We start from the raw sequence: 21,966 nt of genomic DNA, 5'->3' as shown, positions 1-21,966 counted from the left end.
CCGGCGGTCTCCCTCATGCGGTCACCGTGTCCAACGCCGGTTCACCCCGGGAGAGTGCCCAGGCCTCCTGCGGCAGCGCGGCGCGGGCGCGTTCGTGGTGTGCCCGTGCCTCGGCCAGTGCCTGTACCGGCGAGGCCGTGGAGCACACCTGACCCGCCTCCACCAGGGCGACGACGAGGTCGCGGTCGCCGTCCCGGGGCTGGATCGGCTCGCTGCTGACCACCTCGGCCAGCGCGATGCCGTCGCCGTCGTGCCGGCGGACGGCGTACTTGCGGCCGCCGACCGACCGCTTGCCCTCCGACTTCTTGGCCACCTTCACGCCCGCGCGCTCGACCAGCTTGTAGACCATGCCCGCCGTGGGCGCCCCCGAGCCGGTGACCAGCGAGGTGCCGACGCCGTAGCGGTCGACCGGCGCGGCCATCAGGCCGGCGATGGCGTACTCGTCGAGGTCGCTCGTCACGACGATCCGGGTTCCGGTGGCGCCGAGGGAGTCGAGCAGCTCCCGCGCGTGAGTGGCCAGGGTGGGCAGGTCACCGGAGTCCAGCCGGATGCCGCCGAGCCCGGTGCCGGCGACCTCGACCGCCGTCCGGATGCCCTGGTCCACGTCGTAGGTGTCGACCAGCAGCGTCGTCCCGGGGCCGAGGACGTCCACCTGCGCCCGGAAGGCCGCCTTCTCGTCGTCGTGCAGCAAGGTGAAGGCGTGCGCGCTCGTCCCGGTGGTGGGGACGCCGTAGCGCCGCCCCGCCTCGAGGTTGGACGTCGAGGCGAAGCCGACCATGTGCGCGGCCCGGGCGGCGGCGACGGCGGCATGCTCGTGGGTGCGGCGGGAGCCCATCTCGATGCAGGGGCGTTCGCAGGCCGCGGCGATCATGCGGGCGGCGGCGGAGGCGATCGCGCTGTCGTGGTTGAGGATCGACAGCGCCAGGGTCTCCAGCAGCACGCCCTCGGCGAAGGGTGCTCGCACGGTGAGGACCGGGGAGCCCGGGAAGAACAGGTCGCCCTCCGCGTAGCCCTCGATGTCGCCGCTGAACCGGAAGCCGGCCAGCCAGTCCAGCAGCCGCTCGTCGGTCAGGCCCTGCTCGCGCAGCGCGGTGATCTCCTGGTCGCCGAAGCGGAAGGAGGGGAGCGCCTCCAGGAGACGTCCGGTGCCCGCGAGCACCCCGTAGCGGCGACCGTGCGGCAGGCGGCGGGCGAAGACCTCGAAGACGCAGTCCCGGTCGGCGGTGCCGTCGGCGAGCGCCGCGGCGACCATCGTCAGCTCGTACCGGTCGGTGAACAGGGAGGGAGCCGGCCCAGGGGCTGTATCCATGATCGGAAAGGGTAGGGGGACGGCGTCGGACCGGCGTCCTAAGGTGGTCCGGTGGCCGGACCCCTTGCGCCTGAGCGCACCCCGGACACCACCGTCGACGAGGACCACGACCTCGACCGGCCGTGGGTGACGATCGTCTGGAACGACCCCGTCAACCTCATGACCTACGTGACGTTCGTGCTCCAGGAGCTGTTCGGCTACGACGAGCCGACGGCGACGACGCTGATGCTCCAGGTCCACCACGAAGGGAAGGCGATCGTGAGCTCCGGGCCCCGCGAGCGGATGGAGCACGACACCAGCCGGCTGCACGCCTACGGGCTGTGGGCCAGCTACCAGCGGGACTCGTGAAGCCCTTCCGGGCGCGTGGGGGCGACGTCGTCGCGCGGCTCGACCCCGCCGAGGCGACCGTCGTCGGGCTGCTGCTGGACCAGCTCGAGCAGCTGCTCGCCGCCGACGCCGAGGATGTCGGCGACGACCCCGTGCTGGCCCGGCTGCTGCCCGACGGCCACCGCGGCGACCCGGAGATCGCCGCCGACTACCGCGAGCTGACGGAGTCGGCCCTGCGGAGCGGCAAGGCCGACGACCTGGCGGTGGTGCGGGCGACGCTGCCGGCGGCGGGCGGCGAGGTGCGGCTGGACGCCGATCAGGCGGCCGCGTGGCTGCGCAGCACGAACGACCTGCGGCTCGCGCTGGGGACCCGGCTGGACATCGGCGAGGACACCGAGCCGCCCGAGGAGATCACCGGCGAGGAGGACCAGCAGCTGGCCGTCTACTACTGGCTCACCGCGGTGCAGGGGTCGCTCGTCGACGCACTGGTCGCCGCTCGCGCCGGCCGAAGCTGAGCACGATCACCAGCGCGAGCAGCAGGTCGAGCACGAAGAACACGTAGACCAGCCCGTGCAGCTCCACGCCCCGGATCAGCGCGCCGACCGCCGAGACGAGGGTCACCGCGGACAGCGCGAACACCACCAGCAGGATCAGCCCGCGCAGGAAGACCAGCATCAGGAAGGAGGCCCGGTCGGCGGGCTCGTCGACGCTGAGGCCGGGTCGTTTGAGCAGGTTGCCGGCGCCCAGGTAGAGCGCGGGCAGCGGGAACGCCACCACACCCACGGCGATGAGCAACTTGACCAGCACGAGAACGGACCGTAACGGGTCGCACGACGGAGAGCGTGGCCGCCTCCCTCCCCGGAGCCCGAGCCCGGAGGCCCACGGAGCCGCCGCCTAGACTGGGATCGTGCTGCGCATCGACCGCGCGACCTACGACGCCATCGTGGCCCACGCCCGGGAGGACCACCCGGACGAGGCCTGTGGCGTCGTCGCCGGCCCCGAGGGCAGCGATCGTCCCGAGCGGTTCATCCCGATGCTCAACGCAGCGCGGTCGCCCACGTTCTACGAGTTCGACTCCGGCGACCTGCTCCGGCTGTACCGCGACATGGACGACCGCGACGAGGTGCCCGTGGTCATCTACCACTCGCACACCGCGACCGAGGCCCACCCCTCGCGCACCGACATCGGGCTGGCCGCCGAGCCCGAGGCCCACTACGTCCTGGTGTCCACCCGCGAGCACGGTCCGCAGACCGGCCTGGTGGGCGACGACGTCGAGTTCCGCAGCTTCCGCATCGTCGACGGCGAGGTGAGCGAGGAGGAGGTCGAGGTCGTCGAGTCCTACCTCTTCGGCCACACCCCGACGACCGTCGTCTACGACTGAGGGGAAGTTCCCGCGCCGTCCGGAATCCCGGGCGGCGCCCGGGCGTTGCCCGCTCAGACGCATGAAACGCTGCCGCCGCGCAGCGCCCCCTGACATCCCAGTTCGAGGAGAACCGCACGCCATGGCCATCGAGGTCCGGATCCCGACCATCCTGCGCACCCACACCGGCGGCAACAAGACCGTCGAGGGCAGTGGCGCCACGCTCTCCGCGCTCGTCGACGACCTCGACAGCAAGCACCCCGGGCTGAAGAACCGCCTCGTCACCGAGGAGGGCAAGCTGCACCGCTTCGTCAACGTCTACGTCAACGACGAGGACGTGCGCTTCACCGGCGCCCTGGACACCCAGGTCAAGGACGGCGACTCGGTCACGATCCTCCCGGCCGTCGCCGGCGGCTGACCCCTCTCCCGGAAGAGCACCGATGGCCCGCTTCGCCTCCCTCGTCGACTCCCTCGGCGGCACCCCGCTGGTCGGGCTGCCGTCGCTGTCGCCGACCCCGGACGTCCGCCTCTGGGCCAAGCTCGAGGACCACAACCCGACGGGCTCGATCAAGGACCGCGCCGCGATCGCGATGATCGACGCGGCGGAGAAGGACGGGTCGCTTGCACCGGGCGCCACGATCCTGGAGCCGACCAGCGGGAACACCGGGATCTCGCTGGCGATGGTCGCCCGCCAGCGCGGCTACAAGCTGATCTGCGTCATGCCCGAGAACACCTCGGTCGAGCGCCGTCAGCTGCTGGAGATGTACGGCGCGCAGATCATCTACTCGCCGGCCGCGGGTGGGTCGAACCAGGCCGTCGCCGTCGCCAAGGGGCTCGCGGCGGAGCACGAGGACTGGGTGATGCTGTACCAGTACGGCAACCCGGCGAACGCCCAGGCGCACTACGAGGGCACCGGCCCGGAGATCCTCGCCGACCTGCCGTCGATCACCCACTTCGTCGCGGGCCTCGGGACGACGGGGACGCTGATGGGCGTCTCCCGCTACCTGCGCGAGCACAAGCCCGGCGTCCAGGTGATCGCCGCCGAGCCGCGCTACGGCGAGCTGGTCTACGGGCTCCGCAACATCGACGAGGGGTTCATCCCCGAGCTGTACGACCCGTCGCTGCTGGACTCCCGCTTCTCGGTCGGGCCGGAGGACGCCATCCACCGCACCCGCCAGCTCGTGGAGCGCGAGGGCATCTTCGCCGGCATCTCGACCGGCGCGATCCTGCACGCGGCTCTCGGGATCGCCGACAAGGAGGTCGCGGCCGGACGCCGGGCCGACATCGCCTTCATCGTCTGCGACGGCGGCTGGAAGTACCTCTCCACCGGCGCGTACGCCGGTTCGCTGGAGGAGGCTACCTCCGCGCTGGAGGGCCAGCTCTGGGCCTGACGCCCGTTCACGGCCGTCCTCCCAGTTGATCATCGGGTTGTGGCCGCCCACCGCGGCGTGTTGCGTCGTGTCGGCGGCAACAACTCGATGATCAACGCGGGAGCGCCGGTGCGGGGTGTCAGGGGCGCCGGTTAGCCTGGCGCGCGACATGCGGAGCGGACTGGGCAGGACCGATGCGCCGATCGGCATCTTCGACTCGGGGGTCGGGGGGCTCACGGTCGCCCGGGCCGTGCTCGACCAGCTGCCGCACGAGGCGATCCGCTACATCGGCGACACGGCCAACGGCCCCTACGGCCCGCTGCCGATCGCCGAGGTGCGCCGGCACTCCCTGGCGGTGATGGACGACCTGGTCGCCTCCGGGGTCAAGATGCTGGTCGTCGCCTGCAACTCCGCGAGCGCCGCCTCGCTGCGGGACGCCCGTGAGCGCTACGACGTCCCGGTGGTGGAGGTCGTCCTGCCCGCGGTCCGCCGGGCCACCGCAGCGACCCGCACCGGCCGTGTCGGCGTCATCGGCACCCAGGCCACGATCACCAGCGGCGCCTACGAGGACGCCTTCGCCGCCGCGCCGGACATCACCGTGACCAGCGCGGCCTGCCCGAGCTTCGTCGACTTCGTCGAGCGCGGCGTCACCACCGGGCGGCAGCTCGTGGGGCTGGCGCAGTCCTACCTCGACCCGCTGCTTGGCGCCGGCGTCGACACCGTCGTCCTGGGCTGCACCCACTACCCGATGCTCACCGGCGTGCTCTCGCTCGTCCTGGGCGACGACGTCACGCTGGTGTCCAGCGCGGAGGAGACGGCCAAGGACGTCTACCGGGTGCTCACCCGCGCCGACCTGCTGCGGAACGAGGACGGCCCGCCGCCGGAGCACCGCTTCCTCGCCACCGGCGACCCGGAGCCGTTCGCCCGCCTGGGCAGGCGCTTCCTGGGTCCCGAGGTGGGCTCGGTGCTGCGCGCGGAGACGGTGGGCGCGCCGTGAAGCTCACCATCGTCGGCTGCTCGGGCAGCGGCCCGGGCCCGAAGTCGCCGGCCTCCTCCTACCTCGTCGAGCACGACGGGTTCCGGCTGCTGGTGGACCTCGGCAACGGCTCGTTCGGCGCGCTGCAGGGCCTCGTCGAACCCGACACCATCGACGCGGTCTTCCTGTCGCACCTGCACGCCGACCACTGCCTCGACGTCGTGCCGTTCGTCATCTGGCACCGGTACTCCGGCCGGTCGTCGGGACGGCGGATCCCGCTGTACGCACCCGGTGGCGCGCACGCGCGCCTGGCCGGTGCCGCCGACGGTCAGGACGCCGACCTGACCGACGTCTTCGACTTCGTCGACCTCGCGCCCGGGAGGTCGGCCATCGGGCCGTTCGCGACAGAGACCACTCTCACCGCGCACCCGGTCGAGTGCCACGCGCTCCGGTTGACCGCCGGCGGACGGTCGCTGGTCTACACCGGCGACACCGGGCCGAGCGAAGGCGTGGTCGAGCTGGCCCGGGGCGCCGACGTGCTGCTCGCCGAGGCGGCCCACCCGCCCGGTCCGGACCTGCCTCCCGGGCTGCACCTGACCGCTCGCGAGGCCGGCGAGCACGCCGCGGCCGCCGGCGTGGGGCGGCTGCTGCTCACCCACGTCCCGGCCTGGGTGGACGAGATCGGCCAGCTGTTCGCGGCGAGCGCCGTCTTCCCCGAGACCGAGCTGGTCCGCCCGGGCGCCACCTACGAGATCTGAGGGGCGAGGACATGGCCGAGGACGTTCGGGACGGCGTCCGGCTGACCAGCCTCGACAAGCCGCTGGGCGACGGGCTCGACGTGACCAAGGGCGATCTCCTCGACTACCTCGACGCCTTCTCCGACCGGCTGGTGCCGCAGCTGACCGGGCGGCCGCTGACGATCAAGCGGGTCCGGCCGGGTGCCGAGCCGTTCATGCAGAAGAACGTGATGAAAGGCGCCCCCGACTGGGTGCGCACCGTGACGGTGTGGTCGGAGGCGGCCCACCGCGAGGTGCACCAGGTGCTCTGCGACGACCGGCGAACCCTGCTGTGGCTGGCGAACCAGCGGGCGGTCGAGTTCCACGTGCCGTTCTTCCGCCTCGACGACCCGGTCCATCCCACCGCGCTGGTGCTCGACCTGGACCCGCCCGAGGGCGCGGACTTCGCGGCCGTGGTGGCGGTGGCGCGGCTGGTCCGCGGGGCGCTGGACGGCGCGGGGCTGGCGGGCGCGGTGAAGACCAGCGGGGCCAAGGGGCTGCACGTCGTCGTCCCGGTCCGGGACGCACCGGTCGAGGACGTCGCCGCGGCCACCCGCGCCCTGGCCGCGCGCACCGAAAAGCTGGACCCCGGGATCGCCACGACCGCGTACCTGAAGGAGGAGCGCGGCGGGAAGGTCTTCGTCGACTCCACCCGCGCCGGCCAGGGAACGGTCGTAGCCGCCTACAGCCCACGGGTCCGCCCGGGACTGCCCGTGTCGGCCCCGGTGGCCTGGGACGCGCTCGACGCCGTCCACCCGGGGGACGTCACCGTGACGACGGCGGGGCAGCGGCTGGGGGACGGCGACCCCTGGACGGCCACCCTGCCCGAGCCGCAGCAACTCCCGGCCGACCTGGTCGCCCAGGGGCACACCATCCCGATCGCCCGGGTCGTGGCCATGCACGAGGGCCGGCGCCGGAAGAAGGCCGAGCGGGACGCCGCCGGCTGACCCGTTCATCCCCAGGCATCCCGTCCGTCCACAGACCCGGCTGAGTCGCCCCGTCCTGTCGGTGCCGCGGCAGACGCTGTTCCGCATGACGACAGATCCGCAGACGACGGCCTGGCTCGACCAGGAGGACACCCGGCTCGCCCGGACCGTGCGCACGCACCGGGTGGCGGTGCAGTACGTCATGCGCGGCGAGGAGTCCGACGAGCCGTCGTTCGCCTACACGGTCGGGCTCTTCGGTCTGGACCATCCCGAACTCGTCGCGGTCGGCCTGGATCACGAGACGGCGTGCGGCCTGCTCAACACGGTCGCCGGCATGGTGCTGGAGGGACGTGACCTCGTGCCCGGCGAGGTGATCACGGACGACGACGGCGTGGACGTGCTCACGGTCGAGGTGCTGCCGAACCCGGCCGAGGTGCTGTTCTCGGCCAACCGCTTCTACCGGCGGCCGGACGAGTTCTCCGTGCCCGCCTACCAGCTCACCTGGGCGCTGGAGGGCGGCATCTTCCCCTGGGACCCGCGCTACCCGTGCGAGCCGGAGTGCCAGCCCCGGCCGGGGACGTGGCGGGCATGACGGGGTCAGCCGAGGCCGAGCTCGCGGCGCAGCTTCGCGACGTGACCGGTCGCCTTGACGTTGTAGGCGGCGCTCTCGATCCGGCCCTCGGCGTCCACGATGAAGGTCGACCGGATCACGCCGACGACCTCCTTGCCGTAGAGCTTCTTCGGGCCGTACGCCCCGTAGGCCTTCAGCACCGACTTGTCGGGGTCGGAGACCAGCGTGATGCCGAGCGACTCCTTCTCCCGGAACTTCAGCAGCTTCTCCGGCTCGTCGGGCGAGACCCCGATGATGTCCAGCCCCGCCTGGGCCAGGTCCCCGGCCGCCTCGGTGAAGTCGACGGCCTGCGTCGTGCAACCCGGGGTCAGGGCCGCCGGGTAGCAGTACACGATGACCCGGCGTCCGCGGTAGGACGACAGGGCGACCTCGTTCCCGTCGGCGTCCGGCAGCGTGAAGTCCGGTGCCGGGTCGCCGGGGGAGAGGCGGACGGGAGCGGCGGCGGTCTCGGTCATACGGCCATCCTGCCGCGTACCGCCGTGGTCCGGCGCAGGGGGAGGTCAGCCCGCCAGGAAGGAGAACCGGACGTGCCGCGCGTGGTTGTCGACGTTGGTGTCCACCAGGCAGATCCGCTGCCAGGTGCCCAGCTGCATCAGGCCCTCCAGCACCGGCACGCTCGCGTGCGGCGGGAGGAAGGCGGGCAGCACGTGGTCCCGACCGTGTCCGGCGCTGCCGTGGCGGTGCCGCCAGCGGTCGTCGCGGGGCAGGAGGACGTCGAGCTGGGCGAGCAGGTCGTCGTCGCTGCCCGAGCCGGTCTCGAGGATCGCGATCCCCGCGGTCGCGTGCGGCACGAACACGTGCAGCAGCCCGTCGCGCTCCCCATTCACGAATTCGGCGCACTCGTCGGTCAGGTCCACTACCGACGGGACGCCGCCGGTGCGGACGGAACGGAGCTCGGATCGCATGCAGAGGATCCTGGCCGGGCGTGCCCTCCGGCGCTCGGCGCCGGGCCGGTCGTCCGCGCCAACTACCCTCGGGCTCGGTGACCGAGCTTGCGAGGTCACGCGGAGGTACAGCACCCGGGCACGTGCCCGACGAGCGCTAGCGAGGAGTGCACGTGACCCGCCCCGACGGCCGTACGGCCGACCAGCTCCGCCCCGTGACCATCAGCCGCAACTGGCTCGACCACGCCGAAGGCTCGGTGCTGGTCGAGTTCGGCCGCACCCGTGTGCTCTGCGCGGCGAGCGTGACCGAGGGCGTACCCCGCTGGCGCAAGGGCTCGGGGCTCGGTTGGGTGACCGCAGAGTACGCGATGCTCCCGAGGGCCACCCACACCCGCGGCGACCGGGAATCGGTGAAGGGCCGCATCGGCGGGCGCACGCACGAGATCAGTCGCCTGATCGGCCGCTCGCTGCGCGCCTCGATAGACCTGTCGGCGCTCGGGGAGAACAGCATCGCGATCGACTGCGACGTCCTGCAGGCCGACGGCGGCACCCGGACCGCGGCGATCACCGGCGCCTACGTGGCGCTGGCGGACGCCGTCTCGTGGCTCGGTGAACGCAAGAAGCTCGCCAAGCCGAACGCGATCGCGCAGTCGGTGGCCGCGGTCAGCGTCGGCGTCATCGACGGGGAGCCGCGGCTGGACCTCGCCTACGAGGAGGACGTGACGGCCGGCACCGACATGAACGTCGTCTGCACCGGCGACGGGAGCTTCGTCGAGGTGCAGGGCACCGCGGAGGGGGCAGTCTTCGACCGGAAGACGCTCGACGCGCTGCTGGACCTCGCCGTCGCGGGCTGCGGTGAGCTGACCAGGCTGCAGCGGGAGGCCCTGTCCTCACCCGCCGCGCGCCGATGAGCGGGCCGAAGGCCGCCGGTTCCCCTACGCACCTCCGGTGTGTGATCGGTGCCTTCGGCGCTGACTCCTTCACTGCTGCGGAGCAGCGTTGAGCACCCGGCTGCTGCTGGCCACCCGGAACGCGGGGAAGCTCGCCGAGCTGCAGCGGCTGCTCGAGGCAGCCGTCCCCGGTGTCGAGGTGGTCGGCCTGCGCGACGTGGACGACTACCCGGAGGCTCCGGAGACCGGCGCGACGTTCGCGGAGAACGCTCTGCTCAAGGCGCACGAGGCCGTCCGGTACACGGGACTCCCGGCGGTGGCGGACGACTCCGGGCTGACCGTCGATGCGCTCAACGGGATGCCCGGCGTCCTCTCGGCGCGCTGGTCGGGCCGGCACGGGGACGACGACGGCAACACGGCGCTGCTCCTCGGGCAGCTGGCCGACGTCCCGGACGAGCGGCGCGGCGCCGCGTTCGTCTGCGCCGCCGCGTTCGTCGCCGCCGACGGCACCGAGCACGTGCTCGAGCGGCACTGGCGGGGAACGGTGATCCGGGAGAAGCGCGGATCCAACGGGTTCGGCTACGACCCGGTCTTCGTTCCGCAGGGCATGGACCTCACCTCGGCCGAGCTGGTGCCGGCGGAGAAGGACGCACGGAGTCATCGCGGCCAGGCGTTCGCCGCCCTGGTCCCGGTGATCGCCTCGACCCTCGGATCGAGCTGACCCTCAGGCGCTGAACCCGAGCCACTCGAAGGGATCCTCGTCGCGGCTCGCATCGAAGAGCTCGCGCCTCCACGCCGGCTCGGCATGCCGGCCGGGGACGGCCCGCTCGCCTGCCACGATCTCGACCGGGCCGGGAGCCTCGGGTGCGGCGTGCCGGGCGGGGCGCGGAGAGGTGGCGACCACGGGGACGACCGCGGCGCGGGCGAGGGCAGCCGGGAGCCACGTGGACGGTGGAGCGAGGCTGGTCATGCCCTGGATGTCGGACGGATCCCCGGGCGGCGCGAGCTACGGAGCCGGGGCCCCACCCGGAGGGGTCAGGTCAGGCGGTCGCGCGCCCTTCGTACATGTGGGCGGAAGGCTTGGGCGCCCCCTTCTGGTAGTACGCGGTCAGCGCGGTGACGCTCAAGGGTGACCGGTCGAGCAGGCCGCGGACGTCGTTGTCCAGGACACAGCCGGCGATGACCCGGTTGATCCGGTTGCCCCGCCGTTGCCACCGGACGACCGTCGGCTCCGGGGCGAGCCCGTGCTCCACGAAGTGCAGGGCGGCGCCCGGCTTCAGCACCCGCGCCACCTCGGCGAGGGCGGCACCCGGGTCTGGGATGCCGCAGAGCACCCAGGTGCACAGAGCGGCGTCGAAGCGGTCGTCGGGGAACGGGAGGGTCTGGGCGTCGTCGCCGGCCACCACCACCGGCACCGCTGACGCCGCCCGGCGCGCCTCGCCCAGCCGCAGCGCTGTCGCGGACGGCTCCACCGCCCAGACGCCGCGAACCGTCGATGGCAGGTGCGGCTGGTTGAGGCCCGAGCCGTAGCCGATCTCCAGGACGTCGCCGGTCAGGCCGGAGCAGACGCGATCCCGCACCTCGCCCGTGAGCCGGTCGTTGAGGGCGAACGTGTGCAGCCGAGGCCGGAGGTGCGTGCCGTAGATGCCCATCGGCGCAGGATTCCCCACCCGCTGTCCGAGCGGAAGCCGCGGAACGCGTGGCGGGAGGTCTCCGCGGGCACAGGGGGCCGGTGCGGGTCTACGTGGACGACGTCAGGGCGTTGCGCTTCGACGACGGGACGCCGGTGACTGCGGCCTCCGGCATCGCCCCGCTGGGCGACGGCTTGCTGATCGCGCAGGACGACGCCACCTGCGCCGCCTGGCGCCGCCCCGGTCACGTCACGTCGGTGCGCGTGCTGCCACCCGTCGAGGGCCACGACCGGTTCTCCGAAGCGGCGGGGACCAAGCGACTCAAGCCGGACCTCGAGGCGGCCTGCCCCGTGGAGGTGGGCCGGGAGCCGGCCGTCCTGCTCCTCGGGTCGGGCTCGACGCCGCGGCGGATGCGCGGCGTGCTCGTCCGGCTGGTGGGCGGCGAGCCGGTCGCGCGGGCTGGAGACCTCGGTCCGCTCTACGAACGAGTGGCGGGGTGTCTGGGCCTGCCGCTGGAACACCTCAACCTGGAGGGGGCGAGCCGGCACGGCCGGATGCTCCGCTGGTTCAACCGAGGCAACCTGGCCGCGGGCGTGCGCTCCGGCAGCGTCGACGTCCCGCTGGATGCGATGGTGACCGCCGTCCTCGGGCGGGCCGGTGCCGAGGCGGTGCCGGTCGGGCAGCCGCGCGGCTACGACCTCGGCGAGGTGGAGGGCGTCGGCCTGGAGGTGACCGACGCGATCGCGCTGCCCGACGGACGCCTGCTGCTGAGCGCCGCCGCCGAGGACAGCTCGAACGCCGTCGACGACGGTCCCGTGGTCGCCACCGCACTCGCCCTGGTGGACGGGGAGCAGGTGCTCGCGCGTGCGGCGATCCCCGAGTGGGGCGGACACGTGCACAAGATCGAAGGCCTGGCGCTGCGCGACTGCCGGGGGGACGAGGTGCACCTGCTGGCCGTCGTGGACGACGACGACCCCGGGACGCCGTCGGCCGAGATCGATCTCCGCGTCCATCTGGCCTGAGACCCGGGGCGCTGCCGGGGCCTGCGGGGCGCATGGGGCGCACTCCCGGGCGAGCCCGGCCGGCCGGTGTCCGGCGTCGTGCGATGCTGCCCCGCCGAGTACCGCTCGTGCCCACAGGGGCGGAGACGGCCGGGGGACGCCCGAAGGCCGTGGCCGGCACCCATCGATGGAGGATTGCGTGTCAGAGGGAAGCGTCTCGGGATCCTGGCGACCCCGGGCAGGGATGGTGGCCCTGCTCGCCCTGGGCGTGTGCGGACTCGTCGGCTGCTCCTCGGACGCGGCCGGCAGCGCGGCTTCGTCGTACGCCGACACCGCGTACGAGGAGTCCACGGAGCCGGCTGCGAACCCCTACGCGGACCTCTCGCCGAGCGCTTTGGCCGACGCCGAGTTGATGCTCGTCGAACACGGAGGCACCTGCGCGGACCTGGGCCTGTGGTACGAGGCGAACCCGGGGGACAGCAACCCGACCATCGCTCGGCATTTCCACCAGCAGTGCTCGGCGACTCCACCCCCGGTGGCATCCGGGGAACTGGACATGTCGGCCGTGACCGGAGAATCCGCGGGTAGCGGGGGGACGGGCGGCGACGCCTTCCTGCTCGACGCCCGCGGCTCCGACGGCAGCAACTGGCCGTTCCAGCCGGACCAGCAGCTCCTGGCGCTGGGCGAGCACGCATGTACGGCGATGGGCAAGGGCGCCTCGGCCCAGGCGCTCGCCGACGTCCTCATCGAGGGCGACGTCGGGGCGTCCCCGCAGGAGATCTACGACCTGGTGAACGCCGCGAGCACGAATCTCTGCTGAGACGGTCGCGCGCCGTTTCTGGACCGGGTGAGGCGAAGCCCTCCCAGCCGATGTCCAGCAGAGGCCCAGGGAACTCGCGGTAGCCGTGCCTAGCGTCGGGACCAGCAACCGCGACCTTCTCAGGAGAACGACATGGGCAACCCGCCGCACGACCAGACGTACGAGGGGCGCGCCCTGCCGCGGCCGCAGGAGGAGCTCGCCGACCAGGGGCTGGGCTTCGACGTCGGCACCCTGCTGAGCCGACGGCGGATGCTGGCCGTGTTCGGGATCGGTGCGGCCGGGCTGGGGCTGGCCGCCTGCGGGGGGAGCTCGGGCAGCACGTCGTCCTCGTCCTCGTCCTCGTCGGCCGCGGCCGACGCGTCCGGTGAGATCCCCGACGAGACCGCCGGCCCCTACCCGGGGGACGGGTCCAACGGTCCGGACGTGCTCGAGCAGAGCGGGATCGTGCGGACCGACATCCGGTCCAGCTTCGGGGAGTACAGCGGCACGGCCGAGGGCGTGCCCATGACGCTCGAACTCGTCGTGGCCGACCTCGCGAACGGGGGAGCCCCGTTCGCCGGGGTGGCCGTCTACGTCTGGCACTGCGACCGCGACGGGGGGTACTCCCTGTACTCGCAGGGGATCGAGGACCAGAACTACCTGCGCGGCGTCCAGATCGCCGACGCCGACGGCCGCGTCACCTTCACCAGCATCTTCCCGGCCTGCTACCCGGGGCGCTGGCCGCACATCCACTTCGAGGTCTACTCCGACGAGGCAGGTATCGCCGACGCGACGAGTGCGATCGCGACCTCGCAGGTGGCCCTGCCGAAGAACGCGTGCGACGCGGTCTACGCGACCGACGGCTACGAGACCTCGGTACGCAGCCTGTCGGAACTCAGCCTGAGCAGCGACAACGTCTTCGGGGACGACGGCGGCGCCAGCCAGCTCGCCACCGTCACCGGCGACGTCCGCAGCGGCTACACGGTCACCCTGCCGGTCCGGATCGACACGACGACGACGCCGACCGGTGGCCAGCTGTCCGGTGACGGCGCGCCGTCCGGCGCGCCGGGTGGACGTGGCGGACCGCCGAGCCGCCCGACGTCGTGATGAGCCTCGGACCGGTCGAGATCGGCCTCATCCTGCTCGCGGTGATGCTGCTCTTCGGCTACAAGAAGCTGCCCGACGCGTCCCGCTCCCTCGGACGCTCGCTCCGCATCTTCAAGAGCGAGGTGGACGACGTCCGGAGCGGGTCGACGACGACGGATCCCGAAGGCGCCCGCTCCTCAGGGCGCTGAGGCCCGTCGCACTGCCGCCCGGCGGTTCCTCGCTCCTCCGCGGCCCCCCCGCGCCACGGCGACAGCCTGACTGTCGCGTAGGAGCCACAGCGGTCAGGCGGTCGCGGCGCTGGTGCCCGCGCTCGCCGTGACCCTCGGGGCCTGAGGGCACTCAGTTCGGCCCGAAGCCCAGCCATCCGAAGGCGTCCATCGGGTCGCGCCAGGGGCGTCCAGGTGCCGGCTCCACTCCGGCCTCGTGTGCCTGCTCTGTGGAGTTGCACTGGATCGGGCCCGGCCAGGTACGTCGTGTCCCAGGCCGGGCCCGATCCGGGTATCGCTAGGAGCCGCAGACCGCGTAGGACGTCACCGAGGTGGAGCCGGTACCCATGACCACCACGATGCCGACTGCTGTCCAGCCCGTGCCCCCGGAGTTGGGGGCGGAAGAGCTGACCGCCATGCGCGCCGACCCTCCCTGGTTTGCAGAGGCCCCGCCGCCCAGCAGCTTGGTGCCGGTCGGGCAGTTGGCGGTGGAGACCGCGGTGGTGAACCCAGCCGCCGCACCGTTGCCTGCGCTGGTGGTCGTGCCGATCACCACGGTGCTGGTTGCGACGGTGCCGGCCGGTCCCTGAGGTCCGGTAGCGCCGGCCGGGCCCTGAGGTCCGGTGGCGCCGGCCGGGCCCTGCGGCCCGGTCGCACCGGTGAGCCCGGTTTCACCCTGGGGACCTGCAGCGCCCGTGGCGCCCTGCGGACCCGCCGCGCCGGTAGCGCCGGTCTGGCCGGTCGACCCGGCGGGACCCTGGGGGCCCGAGGTGCCGGTGTCGCCCTTCGCGCCCTTCAGCGACGCGAAGAAGTCCGCCACGCTCTGGCCGTCGTTGCCGGGCTGCGCCAGCCACACCTCGTAGGCGGAGAGCCCATCGGCGCCATCGGCGCCGGGAACGCCGGCCGGGCCCTGCAGCGAGGCGAGGAAGTCGTTCACGGTGCCGTCGGCATTCCCGCTCTGCTGGAGCCAGATCTCGTACGCCGACAGCCCGTCCGTGCCGTCGGTGCCGTCGGTGCCCTTGGTCCCGGCGGCTCCCTCGGCCCCCTGAGCGCCGATCAGCGAGTCGAGGAACTCCTGGATGGTCTTGGAGCCGTTGCCATCCTGGGCTGCCCAGATCTCGAACGCCGAGAAGCCCTGGGCGCCGGTGTCTCCCTTCTCGCCTCGGTCACCGGTGGCGCCCTGGGCGCCGGTCGTGCCGGTGTCGCCCTTCTCGCCCTTCTCGCCCTGGGCTCCGGTCGCGCCGGTCGCCCCGGTGGCTCCGGTGTCGCCCTTCTCGCCCTGCGCCCCCGTCGCGCCGGTCGCTCCGGCGGCGCCGGTCGCGCCGGTGGCGCCGGTGGCTCCGGTGGCGCCGGTGGCTCCGGTGTCTCCCTTCTCGCCCTGGGCACCGGTCGCTCCGGTCGCGCCGGTGTCGCCCTTGTCGCCCTGGGCACCGGTTGCGCCGGTTGCGCCGGTCGCGCCGGTCGCGCCGGTGTCGCCCTGGGCACCGGTTGCGCCGGTTGCGCCGGTTGCGCCGGTTGCGCCGGTCGCGCCGGTGTCGCCCTTGTCGCCCTGGGCACCGGTTGCGCCGGTTGCGCCGGTGGCTCCGGTGGCGCCCTTCTCGCCCTGCGCCCCGGTTGCGCCGGTCGCTCCGGTGGCACCGGTGTCGCCCTTCTCGCCCTGGGCGCCGGTCGCCCCGGTTGCGCCGGTCGCCCCGGTTGCACCGGTCGCTCCGGTGGCACCGGTGTCGCCCTTCTCGCCCTGCGCCCCGGTTGCGCCGGTCGCTCCGGTCGCTCCGGTGGCTCCGGTGGCTCCGGTCGCGCCCTGCGCTCCGGTCGCACCCGTGGCTCCGGTGGCTCCCGTCGCGCCGTTCGCTCCCCTGAGGGAGGCGAGGTACTGGTCCACCGTCATTCCTGCGTTGGACGTGAGTGACGTCCACACCTCGTAGGCGGACTTACCGGTGGCCCCCTGCGGGCCGGCCGCTCCGGGCGGACCGACCCGGTTCCAACTCAGTGTCATCTCGGCCGCATTGCAGGACGCGGACTTCGGGGTGATCGTTCGCAGTGCGCCGGTCTGCTTGTTGTAGCAGGCCGTGATCGTGTTCGTGGGAGAAGTGGGCGATGCGGCGGCATAGACCATTCCTCCGCCGCCAAGGACGACCAATGCGGCCGATGCGATTGCGATATTGCGGGTGCGCGACACGTGATCCCCGTGGGTCGTGCTGACGGGGCTCTGTGGGCGTTCCCCGTCCGGCGTCATCCGTTTCGTGACTTTCCGTAGATCACGGCCGTATACGCACAGTAACGAGAACGGTGGAGGCGCGGCGACGCTCTTAGGGGTGAGGTCGAGGGCGGACGGCGTTTGCCGGGTCTCGAGCAGCCCGTGTCGCGTGCGGGAGGGGGGAGTCGAACCCCCACGCCCGAAGGCACCAGATCCTAAGTCTGGCGTGGCTACCGTTACACCACTCCCGCGCGGTCCAGGAGTCTAGGAGTAGCCCGCGCGGGTGGCCCCCGGGCGAGCGGGGAAGCTGGACTTCCGATCGTCTGGCAGGCTGTCGCCGTGACTCGTGACCCACGACAGATCCAGCTGGAGATCGACGCCGCCCGCGAGTCGCTGGCCGCCACCCTGGACAACCTGACCTACCGGACCAGCCCCACGCGGCTCAAGGCGAAGGGGAGGGCCGCGGTCGAGCGGTTCCTCCAGACGCCGGCCGGCAAGGCCACGGTCGGCGCAGTGGGTCTGCTGGTCACCATCGCCGTCGTCCAGAAGATCCGGCACCGCAACGACTGAGCGAGCCCGCCTGGTGCCCAGCTTCCCGGAGGCCGCCTCCGGCGCGGCTGCCTGCCGAAGTGCCCGCACCGCCGCTCGGCGCGTACTCCTGCCGTCCTGTCCCGTACCCGGCGCAGGCGCTGACGACCCCACGGCAGGAAGGGGGAGTTGATGTCCGACGACGTCGATGACGCGCAGGCGGTGCGGTTGCTGTGGACCGGGGGATGGGATTCCTCGTTCCGGCTCATGCAGCTGCTGCTGGTCGAGCGCCGCGCGGTCCGCCCCGTGTACGTGCTGAACCCCGAGCGACGCAGCACGATGCAGGAGCTCGGGACGATGCACCGGATGCTCGGGGAGCTCAGGGCCCGCCTCGGGGACCCCGGAGAGCTCGGGGCGCTCGAGGTGCACCTGCGGTCGGACTACCCGCCCACCCCCGAGCTGGATGCCCTTTACCAGGGCATCCTCGCCCGGGGCATCTGGATCGGCAGCCAGTACGTGTACCTGGCCGCGGTCGCCGATGCCCTCGGCTGGACCGGCGTGGAGATCTGCATGCAGGCCCACGACGACGGGCCCACGCCGCTGCACCGGCTCGTCTTCACCGACACCGCCGGAACGCTCAGCGACGCGCCCGAGGCACAGCTGTTCCGCTACTTCTCCTTCCCGGTCCTGAACACCACCAAGCCGGAGATGGCCGCGATCGCCCGCGAGCACGGTTTCATGGACCTGCTGTCCCAGCGCTGGTTCTGCCACGACCCGCTCAACGACAAGGCCTGTGGGCGGTGCCGACCGTGTCAGCTGGCGATCCGCGAGGGCGTCCAGTTCGCCAACCCCGCCGTCGCGATCGGTCGCGAGGTGGCGCGCTATCCCCGCGGCCTCGTCCGCGCGGTGCGGCGCCGTCGCCGGACCAGCAGCCGGATCCCGTGACGACCAGCGGCGGACCGGAGCCCGTGACCGGGGACGCGCGGACGTCGGCCGGGGTCCTGAGCAGGGCCGCGCGTCTCCGGCTGGCCTATCTCTGGGGGTACCGGACCGAGGACGTGGACGCCTACGGCTTCACCGGCGGACGGCCACTCGCCGACGCCGGCCGGTTCCTCGGCTACGACTGGTACCTGAGCGTCGTCCGCCCTGTTCTCAACGACGGGGGCGCGAAGGTCCTCACGGAGAACAAGTGGGTGTTCTACCGCTTCGCCGACAGCTTCGGACTCCCCGTGCCGAGGACCCTGGGCCTGTTCGACCCCGTCCACGGCGTCACCTGGGACGGGGAGCGACCGATGCGGACCGTCCAGGACGTCCTGACCGAGCTGCGTCGCCAGCAGCCGGGCGCACTCGTGATCAAGCCGGCCGGTGGGGGACGGGGCAGCCACGTGCTGATCCTGGACGCCATCGATCACGACACCGGCGAGGCGGTGACCCGGACCGGGGAGCAGGTCGACCTCGAGGCGACCCTCACATCCCTGGACCTCACGGGCATGCGCGGAGTGAGCGGCTACGTGCTGCAGGAGCCGGTGCGCAACCACGAGGAGCTGGCCCGGTTGGCTCCCTATGCGGCCAACACGGTGCGGGTACAGACGTTCCTCACCGGCGAGGGGAGCGTCGCCGTGCAGGGCGCCGTGCTGCGGCTGGGCCGGCGCGGCGGCATGGTCGACAACTACAGCCTCGGGGGCCTGTCCGTACCGGTGGACGCGGCCACCGGGACCCTGGGGCGAGGCGTGCTGCCCGGGTCGACCGAACGGTTGACGCACCATCCGGACACAGGTGTGGAGTTCACCGGCTGGCAGGTGCCCCGGTGGGCCGAGACCGTGGACCTCTGCGTGCGGGCCGCGCGGCTGTTCCCGGGCCTGCGCTCCCTGGGATGGGACGTCGTCATCACCGCGAGCGGCCCGGTCCTGCTCGAGGGCAACGCCGACTGGGGACTCCGGTCCCTCCAGATGCACACCGACGGCTGGCTCGCCGACCCCGTCATCCGCGCCCAGTTGGAGAGTCTGGGCGTTCCGCTGCCCACTGGGCGGTTCACGGCGGACATCGGTGTCCGGCTGCTGCGGCGGCTCGGCCGTCGGGTCCGGCGGCTCGGCGGCCGGCTCCTGCGGACGATCGGGCTGCGGCGGTGAAGCGGGACCCGGTCGGGCCCGGGCAGGAGTCCGTCTGGGACTACCCGCGGCCGCCGTCGGCCGAGGTCACCCCCCGCCGCATCGTCGTCGAGCTGGGCGGGCGGGTGCTCGCCGCCACCGACCGCGCGATCCGGGTCTGCGAGACCAGTCACCCGCCGGTCTACTACGTGCCCCGCGAGGACGTCGCCGACGGCGTCCTCGAACGGGCCGCCGGCAGCTCGTGGTGCGAGTGGAAGGGCGCCGCGACCTACTGGGACGCCGTGGTCGACGGACGGCGCGTGGCGGCGGTCGGCTGGTCCTACGAGGACCCCAGCCCCGGCTTCGAGCATGTGCGCGGCGCGGTCGCCTTCTATCCGGGCAAGGTCGACCGTGCGCTCGTCGACGGCGAGACGGTCCGCGCGCAGGCCGGCGGCTTCTACGGCGGCTGGATCACCGCCGACGTCGTCGGGCCGTTCAAGGGCGAGCCCGGCACGCTCGGCTGGTAGCGGTCAGCTGGGGGTGTTGACCCGGATGAGCGGCAGGACCACGGTGTCGAGCACCTCGTCGGCGAAGGCCTCGTCGACCGGCTTGCCGGTCAGCAGCCAGCGCTGCACGAGCAGTGCGCTGGTGGTCTCGGCCGCCACGGAGCTGGCGACCCCGGGCCGCACCTCGCCGCGCTGCTCGGCGCGCGCCCAGATCTCCTCGAAGGACTGTCGCCACACGGCCAGCGGACCGGTGCGGAACGCCTCCGCCAGCGCCGGCTGGTGCGGCATCGTGGACAGGAGCGACAGCGTCGCGGCACCGGTCGGGCCGGTGATCACCGTGACCAGCGATCGCAGCATCTGCCGGAGGTCGCCCTCGAGCGAGCCGGTGTCGGGGGGCGTCGCCTCTGCCCGGTTGAGGTCGGAGATGGTGTCGACCACGAGGTCCTGCTTGGTGCGCCAGCGGCGGTAGATGGTCGCCTTGCCCACGCCGGCCTCCGAGGCGACGGCGTCCATGGTCAGGGCGCCGTAGCCGACGTCGGCGAGGAGACGAAGGATGGCGGCCCGGATGACGCCGTCCCGGCTGGGGTCGCGGGGACGACCACCGCGGCTCGGTCGGGGCATGTCGGTCGTGGTCAGTGCGGCCATGACGCTGACCTTAGACATTAAAGTCTCTGTAGGCCCACATCAGTGCGCGTCGTTCGTTCGACGGTTCACCCGGAAGTGCTGCGACGGGGCGCCGCGCGCCTGTGCCGTCGCGGCGGATCGGTCAGTCATCCTGCGAGCGTGGAAACCATCCGCTGGCAGGTCCCGGCACCGGCGACGCGCGCCCTGCTGGCCACCTCCGTCGGCCACGTGCTGCCCCCGATCGCCCGCGCCGCCGAGGCCATCGGATTGATCGTGCACTCGTCCCCGCAGCTGCTCGACCTGGTCGACGAGCGCGGTGGCCGAGGGCTGGCGCTGCTGTTCCAGCGGCTGGCCCGCGTGCTCACCGACGCGGAGGCCGGAGCGCTGCGGGTGGTCACCGACCCGCCCGCGGACGGCGCGGCGCTCACCGAGCGGCTCCTCACCGCGCCCACCCTCGCCGTCGAGCTCGCCCGCCGCGGGGTGACCGTGGAGGTCGGGGTGCTGGCGGAGGCCGATTTCCGGTCCGCCTACCAGCCGATCGTCTCGCTGGCCGACCGCTCGGTGGTGGCCCACGAGGCGCTGCTCCGGGGCGTCGTGGACGGCCGCGAGATCGGCGGCGGTGACCTCTTCTTCGTCGCCGAGCAGGCCGGCTGGCTGGACCGGCTGGACCGGATCGCCCGCGAGTCCGCGATCACCGGGGCCGCCCCGTGGCTCGGGGACGACGAGCTGTACGTCAACTTCCACCCCGCTGCGATCTACCGGCCGCAGGTCTGCCTGGCCGGCACCGAACGCGTCGTGCACGACACCGGCATCGCCCCGCGGCAGCTGGTCTTCGAGGTGATGAAGTCGCACGCGATCGCCGACCGCGGCCACCTCGTCTCGGTGCTGGAGCACCACCGCTCGCTGGGCTGGCGGGTGGCGCTGGCCGACGTCGGCGGCGGCCGGGCGACCCGGTCGCTCCTGGCCGCCGTCCGCCCCGACGTGGTCAAGCTGGACAAGCGACTGGTGCAGGAGCTGCCCGACCACGGCGTCCGCACCGCGCTCGGGGCCGTGACCGAGCTGGCCCACCAGCTCGGTGCCGTCGTCGTCGCGGAGGGGGTGGAGACCGAACGGCTGGCCGAGGAGGTCACCGCCCTCGGGGCCGACCTCGGTCAGGGGTGGCTCTTCGGCCGGCCCGTCCGACCAGAACTGCCGGCCGAGGAGCCGGAGGACCGGTGGCAGCCGGTCGGCCGCCGGGAGGTCAGTGCAGCCCCCAGCCGGTGAGCACCTTCCTCTCGCGATCGTGTCCCAGGACGCCGTAGCTCCCGGCGGGGAGCGCGAACAGCGCCCCGGCCTCCGGCGGGAGACCCAGCCAGCGGGCGGTCAGCACGCGGAGCACGTGGCCGTGAGCCACGAGCGCTACGTCGCCGTCGGCCAGTCGTTCCTGCACCTGGGCCAGCGCCCGGTCCACCCGCACCGCGACGGCGGCCAGCGTCTCGCCAGGTGAGGCGTCGCCGGGGATGGTGCCGTCCGCCCACAGCGTCCAGGGTCGCCCGAGCTCGGCTCTGATCTCCAGCGTCGTCCGGCCCTCGTAGCCGCCGTAGTCGACCTCGACCAGGTCCTCCTCGACCCGCGTCGGCGTCAGCCCGGCGAGTTCCGCCGTGTGGAGTGCGCGCTGCCGCGGGCTCACCCACACGTCCACGAATCGGCGGCCGGCCAGTGACGTCCGCAGGTTCCTCGCCTGCTCCTCGCCCTCCGGCAGGAGCGGCAGGTCCGTCACGCTGGTGTGCTGGCCGCTGCGGCTCCACTCCGTCTGCCCGTGCCGGATCACCACGACCTCGCCCATCCCGCC

At 73.0% G+C, this 21,966-nt stretch carries 29 protein-coding genes and 1 tRNA gene; 20 read left to right on the top strand and 10 right to left on the bottom strand.

The features are described from left to right. Positions 1–13: 13 nt before the first annotated feature. Positions 14–1,309 (bottom strand): nicotinate phosphoribosyltransferase, encoded by a 1,296-nt coding sequence (locus tag E4P39_RS03145; RefSeq protein WP_135134943.1) that lies wholly within the window; start codon positions 1,307–1,309, stop codon positions 14–16. Between the two features lie 51 nt (positions 1,310–1,360). Here E4P39_RS03145 and clpS point away from each other — a divergent pair, with 51 nt between their 5' ends. After that, positions 1,361–1,657 carry an ATP-dependent Clp protease adapter ClpS gene (gene clpS, locus E4P39_RS03140; protein WP_135134942.1) on the top strand — a complete coding sequence of 99 codons (297 nt, stop codon included), beginning with the start codon at positions 1,361–1,363 and terminating at the stop codon, positions 1,655–1,657. Next, the gene (locus E4P39_RS03135; protein WP_135134941.1) at positions 1,654–2,151 is read left to right on the top strand and encodes a DUF2017 family protein; all 498 of its coding nucleotides are present in this window, start codon (positions 1,654–1,656) and stop codon (positions 2,149–2,151) included. The genes clpS and E4P39_RS03135 overlap by 4 nt, the downstream gene beginning before the upstream one ends. Here the strand turns inward: E4P39_RS03135 and E4P39_RS03130 are convergent. Beyond that, positions 2,090–2,443 (bottom strand): hypothetical protein, encoded by a 354-nt coding sequence (locus E4P39_RS03130; protein ID WP_135134940.1) that lies wholly within the window; start codon positions 2,441–2,443, stop codon positions 2,090–2,092. The genes E4P39_RS03135 and E4P39_RS03130 overlap by 62 nt on opposite strands. Before the next feature lie 100 nt (positions 2,444–2,543). Between E4P39_RS03130 and E4P39_RS03125 the strand changes: the two genes are divergently transcribed. From E4P39_RS03125 to E4P39_RS03095, 7 genes are all read left to right on the top strand, one after another. After that, the gene (locus E4P39_RS03125) at positions 2,544–3,017 is read left to right on the top strand and encodes a M67 family metallopeptidase (RefSeq protein ID WP_135134939.1); all 474 of its coding nucleotides are present in this window, start codon (positions 2,544–2,546) and stop codon (positions 3,015–3,017) included. Positions 3,018–3,138: 121 nt separating this feature from the next. Next, positions 3,139–3,414 (top strand): MoaD/ThiS family protein, encoded by a 276-nt coding sequence (locus tag E4P39_RS03120; RefSeq protein WP_135134938.1) that lies wholly within the window; start codon positions 3,139–3,141, stop codon positions 3,412–3,414. Between the two features lie 22 nt (positions 3,415–3,436). Beyond that, positions 3,437–4,387, top strand: coding sequence for a cysteine synthase (locus E4P39_RS03115; protein WP_135134937.1), 951 nt, complete (start codon positions 3,437–3,439; stop codon positions 4,385–4,387). Between the two features lie 148 nt (positions 4,388–4,535). Further along, positions 4,536–5,363, top strand: coding sequence for a glutamate racemase (gene murI, locus E4P39_RS03110; RefSeq protein ID WP_135134936.1), 828 nt, complete (start codon positions 4,536–4,538; stop codon positions 5,361–5,363). Beyond that, positions 5,360–6,100, top strand: coding sequence for an MBL fold metallo-hydrolase (locus E4P39_RS03105; protein ID WP_135134935.1), 741 nt, complete (start codon positions 5,360–5,362; stop codon positions 6,098–6,100). The genes murI and E4P39_RS03105 overlap by 4 nt, the downstream gene beginning before the upstream one ends. Positions 6,101–6,111: 11 nt before the next feature. Further along, positions 6,112–7,065 carry an ATP-dependent DNA ligase gene (locus E4P39_RS03100; protein WP_135134934.1) on the top strand — a complete coding sequence of 318 codons (954 nt, stop codon included), beginning with the start codon at positions 6,112–6,114 and terminating at the stop codon, positions 7,063–7,065. An 85-nt stretch (positions 7,066–7,150) separates the two neighbouring features. Next, on the top strand, positions 7,151–7,636 hold the full coding sequence (locus E4P39_RS03095) for a DUF4262 domain-containing protein (protein WP_135134933.1): 486 nt from the start codon (positions 7,151–7,153) through the stop codon (positions 7,634–7,636). 5 nt (positions 7,637–7,641) lie between these two features. On the opposite strand, the gene bcp is transcribed toward E4P39_RS03095, so the two are convergent. After that, positions 7,642–8,130 (bottom strand): thioredoxin-dependent thiol peroxidase, encoded by a 489-nt coding sequence (bcp, locus tag E4P39_RS03090; protein ID WP_135134932.1) that lies wholly within the window; start codon positions 8,128–8,130, stop codon positions 7,642–7,644. Between the two features lie 45 nt (positions 8,131–8,175). After that, entirely contained in the window at positions 8,176–8,580 is a 405-nt protein-coding gene (locus E4P39_RS03085) for a YjbQ family protein (protein WP_135134931.1), read from the bottom strand. Positions 8,581–8,732: 152 nt separating this feature from the next. Between E4P39_RS03085 and rph the strand changes: the two genes are divergently transcribed. Both rph and rdgB read left to right on the top strand, forming a co-directional pair. Beyond that, the gene (gene rph, locus E4P39_RS03080) at positions 8,733–9,470 is read left to right on the top strand and encodes a ribonuclease PH (RefSeq protein WP_135134930.1); all 738 of its coding nucleotides are present in this window, start codon (positions 8,733–8,735) and stop codon (positions 9,468–9,470) included. An 88-nt stretch (positions 9,471–9,558) separates the two neighbouring features. Next, positions 9,559–10,170, top strand: a complete 612-nt coding sequence (gene rdgB, locus E4P39_RS03075; protein WP_135134929.1) for an RdgB/HAM1 family non-canonical purine NTP pyrophosphatase — start codon at positions 9,559–9,561, stop codon at positions 10,168–10,170. 3 nt (positions 10,171–10,173) lie between these two features. Here rdgB and E4P39_RS03070 read toward each other — a convergent pair whose 3' ends face one another. Then, entirely contained in the window at positions 10,174–10,419 is a 246-nt protein-coding gene (locus E4P39_RS03070) for a hypothetical protein (protein ID WP_135134928.1), read from the bottom strand. 70 nt (positions 10,420–10,489) lie between these two features. After that, positions 10,490–11,119, bottom strand: coding sequence for a class I SAM-dependent methyltransferase (locus E4P39_RS03065; protein WP_209306315.1), 630 nt, complete (start codon positions 11,117–11,119; stop codon positions 10,490–10,492). A 62-nt stretch (positions 11,120–11,181) separates the two neighbouring features. Here E4P39_RS03065 and E4P39_RS03060 point away from each other — a divergent pair, with 62 nt between their 5' ends. The 4 genes from E4P39_RS03060 to E4P39_RS03045 all read left to right on the top strand — a co-directional run bounded on the left by E4P39_RS03060 (position 11,182) and on the right by E4P39_RS03045 (position 14,175). Next, complete coding sequence (locus tag E4P39_RS03060; RefSeq protein ID WP_135134927.1) at positions 11,182–12,102, top strand: hypothetical protein; 921 nt, start codon at positions 11,182–11,184, stop codon at positions 12,100–12,102. Positions 12,103–12,280: 178 nt separating this feature from the next. Beyond that, on the top strand, positions 12,281–12,901 hold the full coding sequence (locus E4P39_RS03055) for a DUF732 domain-containing protein (RefSeq protein WP_135134926.1): 621 nt from the start codon (positions 12,281–12,283) through the stop codon (positions 12,899–12,901). A gap of 132 nt (positions 12,902–13,033) precedes the next feature. Beyond that, entirely contained in the window at positions 13,034–13,987 is a 954-nt protein-coding gene (locus tag E4P39_RS03050) for a 3,4-dioxygenase subunit beta (protein ID WP_135134925.1), read from the top strand. Further along, positions 13,987–14,175 (top strand): twin-arginine translocase TatA/TatE family subunit, encoded by a 189-nt coding sequence (locus E4P39_RS03045; RefSeq protein ID WP_135134924.1) that lies wholly within the window; start codon positions 13,987–13,989, stop codon positions 14,173–14,175. Before E4P39_RS03050 ends, E4P39_RS03045 begins: the two co-directional genes overlap by 1 nt. A 316-nt stretch (positions 14,176–14,491) precedes the next feature. Here the strand turns inward: E4P39_RS03045 and E4P39_RS22790 are convergent, their stop codons facing one another. Continuing rightward, positions 14,492–16,309, bottom strand: coding sequence for an exosporium protein (locus E4P39_RS22790; RefSeq protein ID WP_280790777.1), 1,818 nt, complete (start codon positions 16,307–16,309; stop codon positions 14,492–14,494). Positions 16,310–16,560: 251 nt separating this feature from the next. Next, positions 16,561–16,641, bottom strand: a tRNA-Leu gene (locus E4P39_RS03035). Positions 16,642–16,729: 88 nt separating this feature from the next. Here E4P39_RS03035 and E4P39_RS03030 point away from each other — a divergent pair. The 4 genes from E4P39_RS03030 to E4P39_RS03020 all read left to right on the top strand — a co-directional run bounded on the left by E4P39_RS03030 (position 16,730) and on the right by E4P39_RS03020 (position 19,532). Beyond that, on the top strand, positions 16,730–16,960 hold the full coding sequence (locus E4P39_RS03030; RefSeq protein ID WP_135134923.1) for a DUF3618 domain-containing protein: 231 nt from the start codon (positions 16,730–16,732) through the stop codon (positions 16,958–16,960). A gap of 150 nt (positions 16,961–17,110) precedes the next feature. Next, positions 17,111–17,863 carry a hypothetical protein gene (locus E4P39_RS22110; RefSeq protein ID WP_167761542.1) on the top strand — a complete coding sequence of 251 codons (753 nt, stop codon included), beginning with the start codon at positions 17,111–17,113 and terminating at the stop codon, positions 17,861–17,863. Continuing rightward, on the top strand, positions 17,860–19,047 hold the full coding sequence (locus E4P39_RS03025; protein WP_167761540.1) for a sugar-transfer associated ATP-grasp domain-containing protein: 1,188 nt from the start codon (positions 17,860–17,862) through the stop codon (positions 19,045–19,047). Before E4P39_RS22110 ends, E4P39_RS03025 begins: the two co-directional genes overlap by 4 nt. Then, positions 19,044–19,532 (top strand): DUF427 domain-containing protein, encoded by a 489-nt coding sequence (locus tag E4P39_RS03020; RefSeq protein WP_135134922.1) that lies wholly within the window; start codon positions 19,044–19,046, stop codon positions 19,530–19,532. The genes E4P39_RS03025 and E4P39_RS03020 overlap by 4 nt, the downstream gene beginning before the upstream one ends. Before the next feature lie 3 nt (positions 19,533–19,535). Here E4P39_RS03020 and E4P39_RS03015 read toward each other — a convergent pair whose 3' ends face one another. Next, positions 19,536–20,174 carry a TetR/AcrR family transcriptional regulator gene (locus E4P39_RS03015; protein ID WP_245159602.1) on the bottom strand — a complete coding sequence of 213 codons (639 nt, stop codon included), beginning with the start codon at positions 20,172–20,174 and terminating at the stop codon, positions 19,536–19,538. Between the two features lie 120 nt (positions 20,175–20,294). Here E4P39_RS03015 and E4P39_RS03010 point away from each other — a divergent pair, with 120 nt between their 5' ends. Next, a complete protein-coding gene (locus E4P39_RS03010) occupies positions 20,295–21,398 on the top strand; it encodes an EAL domain-containing protein (protein ID WP_135134921.1) in 1,104 nt (367 codons plus the stop codon). On the opposite strand, the gene E4P39_RS03005 is transcribed toward E4P39_RS03010, so the two are convergent. Beyond that, positions 21,376–21,960, bottom strand: coding sequence for a histidine phosphatase family protein (locus E4P39_RS03005; RefSeq protein WP_135134920.1), 585 nt, complete (start codon positions 21,958–21,960; stop codon positions 21,376–21,378). The two genes, E4P39_RS03010 and E4P39_RS03005, sit on opposite strands and share 23 nt — an antisense overlap. Positions 21,961–21,966 lie beyond the last annotated feature (6 nt).

This window comes from Blastococcus sp. CT_GayMR19, from assembly GCF_004570385.1.
Lineage (GTDB): Bacteria > Actinomycetota > Actinomycetes > Mycobacteriales > Geodermatophilaceae > Blastococcus_B.
This window is presented reverse-complemented; position numbering and strand designations above follow the sequence as displayed.